The 10,869-nt window shown below is 67.5% G+C and carries 13 protein-coding genes and 1 pseudogene; 11 read left to right on the forward strand and 3 right to left on the reverse strand.

The features are described 5' to 3' along the window. On the reverse strand, window positions 1-663 hold a 663-nt coding region (locus tag G6021_RS16280; protein WP_347238996.1), incomplete at its 3' end, for a transposase. Window positions 664-953: 290 nt separating this feature from the next. Next, window positions 954-1,126, reverse strand: a pseudogene (locus tag G6021_RS17680) (IS3 family transposase); the annotation flags it as partial. Between G6021_RS17680 and G6021_RS16285 the strand changes: the two are divergent. From G6021_RS16285 to G6021_RS16300, 4 genes are all read left to right on the forward strand, one after another. Further along, window positions 1,106-1,543 (forward strand): DUF2220 domain-containing protein, encoded by a 438-nt coding sequence (locus G6021_RS16285; RefSeq protein WP_182609777.1) that lies wholly within the window; start codon window positions 1,106-1,108, stop codon window positions 1,541-1,543. The pseudogene G6021_RS17680 and the gene G6021_RS16285 overlap by 21 nt on opposite strands. 54 nt (window positions 1,544-1,597) lie before the next feature. After that, window positions 1,598-1,819 carry a ribbon-helix-helix protein, CopG family gene (locus tag G6021_RS17685; RefSeq protein WP_182609776.1) on the forward strand — a complete coding sequence of 74 codons (222 nt, stop codon included), beginning with the start codon at window positions 1,598-1,600 and terminating at the stop codon, window positions 1,817-1,819. 1 nt (window position 1,820) lies between these two features. Beyond that, entirely contained in the window at window positions 1,821-2,093 is a 273-nt protein-coding gene (locus G6021_RS16295) for a type II toxin-antitoxin system RelE/ParE family toxin (protein WP_182641742.1), read from the forward strand. Window positions 2,094-2,254: 161 nt separating this feature from the next. After that, window positions 2,255-3,457: a methyltransferase gene (locus G6021_RS16300; RefSeq protein ID WP_182641743.1), complete on the forward strand. Its 1,203-nt coding sequence runs from the start codon at window positions 2,255-2,257 to the stop codon at window positions 3,455-3,457. A 50-nt stretch (window positions 3,458-3,507) separates the two neighbouring features. Here G6021_RS16300 and G6021_RS16305 read toward each other — a convergent pair whose 3' ends face one another. Beyond that, window positions 3,508-3,789: a hypothetical protein gene (locus tag G6021_RS16305; RefSeq protein ID WP_182609773.1), complete on the reverse strand. Its 282-nt coding sequence runs from the start codon at window positions 3,787-3,789 to the stop codon at window positions 3,508-3,510. Window positions 3,790-3,946: 157 nt separating this feature from the next. Here G6021_RS16305 and G6021_RS16310 point away from each other — a divergent pair, with 157 nt between their 5' ends. From G6021_RS16310 to G6021_RS16340, 7 genes are all read left to right on the forward strand, one after another. Then, window positions 3,947-5,314 (forward strand): cytochrome P450, encoded by a 1,368-nt coding sequence (locus G6021_RS16310; RefSeq protein ID WP_182641744.1) that lies wholly within the window; start codon window positions 3,947-3,949, stop codon window positions 5,312-5,314. A 176-nt stretch (window positions 5,315-5,490) separates the two neighbouring features. Continuing rightward, a complete protein-coding gene (locus G6021_RS16315; RefSeq protein WP_182641745.1) occupies window positions 5,491-6,759 on the forward strand; it encodes an alpha/beta fold hydrolase in 1,269 nt (422 codons plus the stop codon). Window positions 6,760-7,006: 247 nt separating this feature from the next. Then, window positions 7,007-7,336, forward strand: coding sequence for a nucleotidyltransferase domain-containing protein (locus G6021_RS16320; RefSeq protein ID WP_179525747.1), 330 nt, complete (start codon window positions 7,007-7,009; stop codon window positions 7,334-7,336). Next, window positions 7,333-7,689 carry a HepT-like ribonuclease domain-containing protein gene (locus G6021_RS16325; protein WP_179525746.1) on the forward strand — a complete coding sequence of 119 codons (357 nt, stop codon included), beginning with the start codon at window positions 7,333-7,335 and terminating at the stop codon, window positions 7,687-7,689. The genes G6021_RS16320 and G6021_RS16325 overlap by 4 nt, the downstream gene beginning before the upstream one ends. Before the next feature lie 112 nt (window positions 7,690-7,801). Continuing rightward, window positions 7,802-9,235, forward strand: a complete 1,434-nt coding sequence (locus G6021_RS16330; protein ID WP_179525745.1) for a DUF3375 domain-containing protein — start codon at window positions 7,802-7,804, stop codon at window positions 9,233-9,235. Continuing rightward, window positions 9,232-9,807: a DUF4194 domain-containing protein gene (locus tag G6021_RS16335; RefSeq protein WP_259845141.1), complete on the forward strand. Its 576-nt coding sequence runs from the start codon at window positions 9,232-9,234 to the stop codon at window positions 9,805-9,807. Before G6021_RS16330 ends, G6021_RS16335 begins: the two co-directional genes overlap by 4 nt. Then, on the forward strand, window positions 9,800-10,869 hold a 1,070-nt coding region (locus G6021_RS16340), incomplete at its 3' end, for an ATP-binding protein (protein WP_182641746.1). The genes G6021_RS16335 and G6021_RS16340, both read left to right, overlap by 8 nt.

Below are 10,869 nucleotides of genomic sequence, written 5' to 3' on the forward strand. Positions count from 1 at the left end.
ATCACGTCGATGGTTGGCGGGGACCTGGGCGATCGCCTGGCCCAGGACGTCGATGTGGTCGGCGGCGGTGTTCGACCCGGCGTTGCCCGGCCGCAGGCTCGCCGCGAGGAACTCGGTCGTGTTGTCGCACCACACGCCGATCGGGTGGTAGCCGAAGGTGCGCTTGTACGTCGGCGCAGCAAGCTCTTTCTCGCTGTGGGTGACCACGATGGTGGCGTCCACATCAAGCACGATTGTGGCTCCCAGGTCCCGGCCCGCACACTTGGATGCGGGCACTCCGCCGGGCAGGAGGGACCACACATGCCGCCGCGTGCGGGCACGCGCCACCTGGATCTTCTTGCGCTTGCCGGCAGTGATCTCGTCCAGAGTGCGCCACACCGTCGGTGCCGACGCCACCGGGCCCAGAGCGTCAGATTGGTGGCGCAGGACGCCGATGTCGGAGATGGACTCGCCGCCATCTGTGAGCATCACCGCGAGGTCGATCAAGACCCGGCCACGGTCATGGACTGGGATGAACCGTCTGCGAGTCATGGCCTTCGACAGTTCGGCGGTCAGCCCCACCCGATCCGCCAGAAGGCGTGGCGCGATGGCTCCGGCGTGGGAGATCACCCCGACACCATCAGCAGTAACGGACAGACCAGACGACCACGACGTACGCTTCACCTACCGAGTGCTTTCTGTGTGGGGACATGGAACCTTCGACAAGTCCCAGTTTCCCCTGTTCAGGAAGCACTTCGGCCTATTTTCACCCGGCAATCCTCAGATCCCCGTGAACTACCGGGGCTAGCGGAGCACGCGGGCGAAAGTGGCGAACTAAGGACGGCTTGCCTTGTTGGCGAGTGGCACAGTTGTGGTCAGCGCGGCGGGCTTGGCTTAGCAAGATTCGCCCTGGGTTTCGTGGAGACCGTGTTCAGTTGAATTTCCACCAGGGTCTTGTCGCCCTGGATCTGATCGTAGAACGTCTCCTCGAACTCCGCGGGTGGAACGTCGCCGAGGTAGCCGTGAAGGCGGGCGGTGTTGTGCCAATGGACACAACCGAGGGTTGCGAGCTCGACGTTCTCAACCGTTTTCCATGGGCCGCGGTGGGCAGGACCGCGGAGTAGCCATGCGCTTCTCTATAGCCGTGGTGGTGGAGAACGAGGTCACCTACCTCACGCTGCCCGTGCCCGCCGACGGGGTAGTGATCTGGGGCAAGGGATTCGACGTGGCGCGACTCGGGCGCTGGGCAGTGTTACAGGACGCGGAAGTGCACTACTGGGATGATCTCGATACACACGGCTTCGCGATCTTGCATCGACTCCGGGCCCACCTTCCGCAGACCCGGTCCTTCCTGATGGACGCGGAGACCCTGCACGCCCATCGCGACCGGTGGGGGCGGGAGAACGCCCCGACCAGCGCAGCACTCGGCCGGCTCTCAGCGAAGGAGGCCGCCGTCTATGACGACCTCGTCTCCGATCGCTTCGGCGACCAGGTCCGACTGGAGCAGGAGCGAATCAACTGGGCCTGGACGCTAGACCAGCTGCCCTACGACGGGCCCGGATGAGGAACACTGGTATTGGGATGCTGGTTATACTCGTATATCGACGGAAGAGGGGTCATGACGGCTAAACAACTCAACACGAAGCTGGACGACCAGACCATCGCCCGTCTGGACCATCTGGCGCGCGTCACCGGCAGGTCCAAGTCGTTCTATGCGAGCGAGTTCATCCGCAGCGGGCTCGACGAGATGGAGGACTGGTACCTGGCCCAACACCGTCTGGAGGAGTTCCGGCAGTCAGACGACTCCGCCATCCCATTGGGCCAGGTGGACTGGACCTGAAGTGGCGTATCTGGTCGAGGTCACGCCGCACGTCCAGAAGGTCATCACCAAGCTCGGTCGTCAGGACAAGACTGCGCAGCAGAGAATCAGGGCATTCCTCGAGGAGCGAATACATGGGTGCGAAGACCCCAGGTACCTCGGTAAGGCACTTCGTGGCGACCAACACCTCTGGCGGTACCGCGTGGGCGACTACCGGATCATCTGCTCGATCGAGGATCAACGGGTAACAGTCCTCGTCGTTGATGGTGCGCATCGGCGTGAGGTCTACCGATAAAGATCGACTGCCCGTGACCGTCCGGGGGCAGAGCTGAGACACTGGACTCGGCCCGGATCACGGGTCACTTGCTCTCGCGCGGTCATTCCTCATTCTCGGGTCGAGCGCGCGACCGTCTGAAGGATTCACGTGTCCTCTCTTGTGCCGTACTCGGACCGCCCGTGAACACCGTCAGCTGGCGTGAGAGCGGTGTAGACCGCACCGTCGGCTGGCGCTCCGAGAACGCCGCACCTGCGCCGACTGGAATCGTCGTTATCACCGACGACATCTCCGCAGACAAGGCTCTCCGAATCGCCCAGAGAGGCTCGAGCCTGCTGTGGCGAGGGGACTTCCAAAACGCCCGGCAGCTCATGCGTGCTCTCGACCGTCGCCTCGAGAAGCGGGCGTCCCGGTCACCGCAATCCACCGACCCCGGGGAAGTCTTTCTCGCCAACCGGAAGGCCCGTGCCCACCGTGCTTCGATACTGGGCAAGATCCTGATCCCCCTGCAGCCTGATTACTCGATCTGCCTGCGCCGAGCGCCCGACGCCCGCGAGGCCTGCACACACGCCTACGGGCAGCCGGTCGACAAGCCCACCGACGAGTCGAGCGTGTCTATCGGCGAGGAGACTCTCGTGTCGCTGCCCGAGCTCCTCGGGGTGATCAGCGCCTACGAGTGGCACCGCAAGGGCATCGAGGTTGCGGCCCTGGGGGCTCGGATCCATCCCGCCCATGGCGTCTTCGCCCCCACCCGCGACGAGTACATCGACCTGGTCGCCGACGCCCCCTGGCCGCAGGGCGTCGACCACCCCGTCGTGTGGGACATCGGCACCGGGACCGGGGTGCTCGCGGCGGTCCTGGCCCGGCGCGGCGCCCGGGAAGTGGTGGCGACCGACATCAGTCCCCGCGCCGTGCAGTGCGCCCAGGACAACGTGGATCGGCTGGGGTTGGCGGACCGCATCGCGGTGATCCAGGCCGATTTGTGGCCCTATGACGACGACGACGACGAGGCGAGCGACTGCGGGCGGGCCGACGTGGTGGTGTGCAATCCACCATGGATTCCCGGTCGCCCGACCTCGGCGCTGGAGCAGGGGATCTACGACCCGGACTCCGACGTGCTGCACCGCTTCCTCAGCGGGCTCGCCGATCACCTCACGCCGCAGGGCGAAGGATGGCTGATCCTGTCCGACCTCGCCGAACACCTTGGACTGCGCACCCGTGATGACCTGCTCGGCCGTATCGACGCGGCCGGGCTGACCGTGGTCGGGACAAGCGAGACCACGCCACGCCATTCCCGCGCCGCAGACAGTGCTGATCCGCTGCACGCGGCTCGCTCGAAGGAGCGCACCATCCTGTGGCGGGTGGGGGCGAGGCGGAGCACCTAGCGCAGGCGGGGCACCTGTTCGAGGAGGAGCACCTGGTCGAGCCGGCGCACCTAGCGGGGCCGGCGCCCGCCGAAGGCCCAGACGAGGGCATGCACCGCGAGCAACGGGGCGATGAGCACCACCGCGCCCCAGCCCGTGGTGGCGACGGGCATCCAGTCGTCCCAGGATGCGCGCATGGCGCCGAGAAAGTCCCCTCGCTCGGACTCGGCAGGCTCAGGCGAGTCGTGCCCGGCGTCGGCGTCCCGGGAGTCGGCGAAGAGCCCTGCCACGTCCGCACCGTCCGCCGTGACGTGGAAGGCGGAGGGCCGAGGGGACTGCGAAGCGGAGTGCATGCCCGGGATTCGACGCCGGGGTCGTGGCGGATTGGGTGCGGTGCCGGGCGGCAGGGGAAGACCTCGTCGTCGTCGCACTATCCGCGCCACCACCGCATTTCCGGCACGTAGGCTGGGCGACGCCCCGCACCCCACCCGAGGCCGAGGATGCAATGCCATGGACAGCGTGACGGACAGGTCGGTTCCCTCCGCTTCCGGAGGAAGCCCGACCGACGACGACCGCGCACCGCGGCTCCCGCCCGGGCCCCCGCTGCCCAGGTCGATCCAGGGCGCGGGCTTCGGCATCGCCCGGCGCAGAGTGCTCCAGCGCCTGCAGGCGAGATACGGCGACGCCGTCACCGTGCACCTGCCCATCTACGGGCGCGCGGTGATCATCTCCGACCCCGCGCTGGCCAGAGAGCTGTTCACCGCCCCGCAGCAGTCGCTGACCAACGTCGACCCCAATCTTGGTCGGGTCCTGGGGGAGCAGTCGATGTTCGCGCTCGAGGGCACCGACCACCGACGGCGCCGCAAGCTGCTCACCCCGCCTCTGCACGGCAGGCGCATCACGGGCTACGAGGCGGTCGTGGAGGAGGAGACCCGGCGCGAACTCGACTCGTGGGTCGTCGGCAGGCCGTTCGCCTCCATGCCGTCGATGACCCGCATCACGCTGGACATCATCATCCGGACGGTGTTCGGCGCCCGGGACGACGAGCTCGTCACGCTGCGCCGCGTGATCCCGCCCATGGTGGAGGCCGGCTCGGCGGTGGTCATCACCCCGGAACTGCCGGTACGCGTGGGCGCGGTGGGCGTGGGGTCGGTGGGCCCGCGCGGTCGGTTCGCCCGCTACAAGAAGGTCTACGACGACGCGATCACCGCACTCATCGCCCGCGGCCGCCGCGACGACCGACTCGACGAGCGCGACGACATCCTGGCGATGATGCTGCAGAGCACCTACGACGACGGATCGGCCATGACGGACGAGGAGATCCGCGACGAGCTCACCGCACTGCTCGTTGCGGGACACGAGACCACGGCGACGACGCTCGCCTGGGCCCTGGAGCGGCTCAGCCGGAACCCCGCGGTGCTGGACGAGCTGGTCGCCGAAGTCGACGCCGGGGGGACCGGCTACAGGCACGCAACGATCCTGGAGGTGCAGCGCAGCCGGCCGGTCATCGACCTCGCCGGACGCAACGTGCAGGCGCCGCACCTCGACCTGGGCCCGTGGCGCATCCCGCGCGGGTACAACGTGATGGTCGCGATCTCGCTGCTGCACGACGACAGCGTGCACTTCACCGACCCCGAGCGCTTCGACCCGACCCGCTTCCTCGACACCACGCCACCGCCGGCGTGGCTGCCCTTCGGCGGCGGGACCCGGCGATGCATCGGCGCGGCGTTCGCGACGATGGAGATGGACGTCGTGCTGCGCACCCTGCTGAGCATGTATGAGATCGTCCCGACCACCGAGCGGGACGAGAAGTGGCACTCCCGCGGCGTCGCGTTCGCACCCCACAGAGGAGGGCGGATCACCGTCCGGCGTCGGTGACCCGGCGGCATCGTCGGTGACCCGGTGGCATCGCTGGCGGCATCGTCGGTCTCCCGGTGGCATCGCCGGCGGCCACCGCATCACGTCGGATTCACGCACGTGACGTGCACCGGGTGCGCGATGATGGGAGCGGCGATCCGACCAGGGATGACCACCAGTGATGACGAGGTGTGGACATGGCCACGAACACTGCATCGACTGCCACAACCCGGGCCGCGGACGGAGATGAAGGCCCCGGCGAGCCCACGCTTGCCGCACTGGCCTTCCAGGACAGTGGGTTCGACGGCCAGTTCCTCCGAGTGCTGGACACCATCCCGACGGGCGGAGCCGACGTCGGGGAGGCGTTCATCACCGCGCGCAGGATCCCCGACGGGGACAGGGACGCCTGGAACGCCGAGTGGAACGCGCTCGGGGAACGGATTCTCGCGGATGCGGAGAAGAGTCTCGCCGCCGGTCACCGGGTGAGCGCGCGTGAGGGGTTCCTCCGCGCGACCACGTACTTCCGTATCTCCGGGGTCTTCATGTACGCCCCTCCGATGGATCCCCGGTTCGTCGCGGCGAACGCGCGTCAGAGGGACGCTTTCCGCAGAGCGGTCGAGTTGATGGACCATCCCTTCCAGCAGGTCACGGTCCCGTACGAGGGGACCGAGCTCGACGGCTACGTCGCGACCCCACCCGGCCCGGGACCGTTCCCCACGCTGATCCTGGTCGGCGGATACGACGGCACAATGGAGGAGACGTACGTCGCCGGCGGTGTCGCGGCGTTGCGGCGCGGTTACGCCGTCCTCATGATGGACGGCCCGGGCCAGGGCGCGGCGCTGGTCGAGCGCGACCTGCACTTCCGACACGACTGGGAGGCGGTCGTCACCGCTCAGGTCGACTGGCTGGTCGCCCGTCCGGAGGTCGACGCCTCCCGGATTGCAGCGATGGGCCGCAGCTGGGGCGGCCACCTCGCGCCCCGCGCCGCCACAGCCGAGCACCGCCTCGCCGCCGTGATCGCCGACGCCCCGCAATACGCCCCGGGAGCCAGCGCCTCGCTGCTCCTCCCGGAGGAGTACCGCGCCGACCTGGACACGGGGGACGCCGATGAGCTGCTCAACTCGGTGGTCCGCGCCGGGATGGAGCAGTCACCGGGGCTGAACTTCTCCGTGGGGAGAGGGATGCTCACGCACGGATGCGCGACCCCGGTCGACTACCTGCGCGAACTGAGGTCGTTCACGCTGGACGGCCTCGCCGACCGCATCGACTGCCCCGTCCTGCTGACCACCGGCCAGAACGACCCGCGCATCGTCGACGCGCAGAGTCTCTTCGACGCCCTCACAGCGCCCAAGACGATGATCGAGTTCACCAACGCGGAAGGAGCCGGTGAACACGACGAAGCGGGGGCGGCAGCGCTGTTCAGCCAGCGCGCGTTCGACTGGCTCGACACGGTGCTCGGCCGGTAGGGCCGCCGGTCGAAATCACCGATCCCGTACCTCGAAGTGGCGATCGCCGCAGCAAACAGGGTTGCCGGCTACGCCCCTGCGTCTGAGACGGGGTTCCTCGCCTCGCCTCGCCTCTGGTGCAGGGCGCGGTCTGTAGTCCGAGAGTTGGCAACGCCTGATCGGTCTACCCAACGTGATCTCACACGGCTCACTTGCATCCTTCGTTCTGGGGCCTTCAGTTCCCACGGGCGGCCGGTAACCTGTAGCTATGACGAGCACCGCCCCGACTCCCGAATCGCTCGCAATGCGCGAGCTGATCGAGGCGCGTGATGACGAGTTCCGTGCGCTCCTGGCGAAGTACGCGGCTACTAGACCAAGGCTGTTCGGTTCGGTCGCGCGTGGCACCGCGCAGGCGGGAAGCGACATCGACATCCTGGTGGAAATGGACCCGTCTGACGGCAATCTCTTGATGCGCGCCTCCGGTCTGTTAGAGGAAGTCCGTGCGCTATTCGGCCGCGACGATATCGACGTCTTCCCGTCGCAACTACTTAAGCGAGCGATCTCAGAGTCGGCGCTCCGGGACAGCGTCGCGTTATGAGTCGCGAGTCCGATCAGCGGATCGACGACATCCTGCGGGCCATCAATCGATGCCAGCGGTACGTACGCAGACTGGACAACCATGACATCGACCTCGTCCTCATGGCCGAGGATGCAATCGAACGGAACTTGCAGATCATCGGTGAGGCTGCGAACCATCTCTCGGCCGGGATCACAGATGCACACCCAGAGATCGCCTGGCCGCAGATCCGAGGGTTCCGCAACATCCTCGTTCACCAGTATTTCGGTGTTGAGGCTGACATTGTGCGAGACGTCGTGAAGACACACCTACCGCCTCTTGCCGAAGCGCTGAGTCAACACCAGCGTGGTCCTGAATCGAACTCCACGGTGTGACGGAACGCCTCTCGCGGGGTGCTGCCCGCACCGACCGCCCAGACAGTTGTGTCCGGCCGCCCTCCTAGACTGGCTGCACGACCCCTGCCGACCGCTGACCCGAGGAGACCGTGTGGACTACGCGGCGATCGACGCGCTGCGCGAACGACATCCCGCGTGGCGGATGCTCCGCGCCACCCACGCGCCGCTGCTGCTGTCGTTTCTCGGCCGGTTCTTCGTGGAGGAGGGACACGGTGCCAGCCCGGAGGGGGAGATCATCGACGCCCTCGACGACGAGCTCTACAAGCTCAATGCGGAGAATCCCGAGAACCCGCGGTTCAAGCGGGACGCAGCCGACTATCTGGCCGAATGGGCGTCCACCGACTCAGGATTTCTCCGTCGCTTCTATCCGCTCGGTACCGATGAGATCCACTACGACGCGACACCCGCGTTGGAAAAGGCCTACTCGTGGGTCCAGAGCCTGCACGCGCGGCCCTTCGTCGGCACCGAGTCGCGACTGCAGACCGCGATCGAACTACTCCGCCAGATCGCCCAGGGCACCGAGGTCGACCCCGCGATACGGCTCGCCGAGTTGCAGCGGCGCAAGCAGGAGATCCAGCGGGAGATCGAGCAGATCGAGGCCGACCCGGAAGCCGGACTACTCGACATGACCGCCGTGCGCGACCGCTACCAGCAGTTCTCCTCCACCGCTCGCGAGCTCCTCGCCGACTTCCGCGAGGTCGAGGAGAACTTCCGCGCACTGGACCGCTCGGCTCGCGAACGCATAGCCACATGGGAGGGCAGCAAGGGGGACCTGCTGGAGGAGCTGGTCAGCGGGCGCAGTCGCATCGACTCCTCCGATCAGGGGCGCAGTTTTCAGGCGTTCTACGACATGCTCCTGTCCTCATCCGGCCAGGAGGAACTCTCCGCCCTGCTCGAGCGGCTCACCGCGATCGACGAACTGAAGGCGGACCGCAGCATCCGCACCGTCCACCACGGGTGGGCCGAGGCCGCCGAGCGCACCCAGCTGACCGTCCGTCAGATCTCCGAGCAGCTCCGCCGGTTCACCGACGACCAGATCTGGCTGGAGAACCGCCGCGTCCTCGACCTGGTCCGCGAGATCGAGGGGACCGCGTTGGCGCTGCGACAAGGCACACCCCCGGACTTCGGTCTCGAGTTGGAGCAGGCCGGCGTGGAGGTGTCGCTGCCCACCGAACGACCGCTGCACAGTGTGCGGCCCGCGTCCGAGGTGGACAGTCTCCTGCCACCGTCCGAGCAGGAGCATGTCGACACCTCCGTGTTGGCCGAGCAGGTGATCGTGGACCCCGCCCGCCTCGCCGCCAGGTTGCGCAACCTCGTCCCCGAACGCGGTACGGCATTGCTCGAGGACGTCGTCACCATGTACCCCGTCGAGCACGGCGCCGCGGAACTCGTGGGCTACCTCGCCCTGGACACCGACGACATCGAGGTGACCACCGACCAGCAGGAGGAGACGGTGATCGAGTACGAGGAGGCCGGCCGGTCGATGCGGGCCCGGATGCCGCGCGTCGTGGTGAGGCGCCGGTGAGCCCGGAGGAGAGGGCGGTCGCGACCAGCGCCATCCGCCTCATGCAGGGCGTCGTCTATCAGGAGTCGGACGCGTGGGAGGACCTCCTCCGCCACCGTGGCGCCGTCCGCGACCACTTCGCCGTGATCGGGCTCGACGTGGTGATCGACGACGACGAGGGCTACGCCTACCTGCGCACCAGCGAGCCGGAGGACGGTGACGAACCGCTCCCGCGGGTGATCAGACGCCGCGCGCTCACCTACGCCGACAGTCTCCTGTTGGTGCTGCTGCGCAAGCGGATGGTGGAGTTCGAGTCCGCCGGCGACCAGGGCCAGCTGGTGCTCACCCAGGACGAGATCATCGAGATGATCCAGCTCTTCCTCGCCCGCAGCACCGACGAGGCCCGAGTGCTCAAGCAGGTCGACACGTCCATCAACCGCCTGGTGTCCATGGGATTCCTGCGCCAGCTCAAGGGCCGGCGGGACACCTGGGAGGTGCGCCGGATCCTCAAGGCCTACGTGGACGGTCAGACCCTGTCCGACTTCTCCGCCAAGCTTGCCGAGTACGCCGACGGGGGTGCCGACGATGAGTGAGGGCCTGTTCTCCTCCGTCGACCTCGCGCCGCAGGGGCGTCCCGGTTTCCGGCTGGTCCGGCTCGAAGTGCTCAACTGGGGGACCTTCGACAAGCGCGTCTGGCAACTGGAATCGGATGGGGAGACCCTGCTGCTCACCGGCGACATCGGCAGCGGCAAATCCACTCTGGTCGACGCGGTGAGCACCCTCATGCTCCCCTCGCACCGGATCGACTACAACAAGGCGGCCGGCGCCGCACGCAAGGAACGCACTCTGCGCTCCTACGTGGAAGGCCACCACAGGACCGAGCGCAACGAGTCCACCGGCAGTGTCCGACCGGTGGGGCTGCGGGACCGACGGTCGTATTCGGTGATCCTCGGCGTCTTTGCCAACCAGGGATACGACGACGAGGTGACCCTCGCCCAGGTCTTCCAGCAACAGGACGCCACAGGACAACCCTGGCGACGCTTCGTGACCGCGGACCGGGCGATGTCGATCGAGTCCGACTTCACCGACTTCGGATCCGACCTGGGCGACCTGCTCAAGCGGCTCCGCCGAGACGGTGCCACGGTGGAGAAGGACTTCCCGCCCTACGGTCGTGCCATGCGGCGCCTGCTGGGCATCCGGTCCGAACAGGCCATGGAACTGTTCCACCAGACCGTCTCGATGAAGGCCGTGGGCGATCTCAACGAGTTCGTCCGCACGCACATGCTCGAACCCGCGGACGCCTCCGAGCGGATCGAGGGGATCATCCGGCACTTCGAGGACCTCACCCGGTCCTACGATGCCGTCCAACGGGCCCGAGCCCAACTCGAGGCACTGGAACCACTGGTCGCCTCGATCAGCCGGTACGAGAGCGCGGTCGAGCGCCTGGACCGTCTCCACGAGGAACGTGTGGCGATCCGCCCCTACTTCGCCGAACTGCGGATCGAGCTGCGCCAGGCGGAGATCGAGCGGGTCCGCGCCGAGGTCACCACCATCGCCGCCCAGTTGGAGCAGGTGCGCTCCGAGTCGCAGGCCCTCGGGGCGGAGCGGGACCAGCTCCTCGCGGCCCGGGCCGAGGCGGGCGGTAGCCGCATCGG

Origin of the sequence: Dietzia sp. CW19 (assembly GCF_014145265.1) — a bacterium.
GTDB lineage: Bacteria > Actinomycetota > Actinomycetes > Mycobacteriales > Mycobacteriaceae > Dietzia > Dietzia natronolimnaea.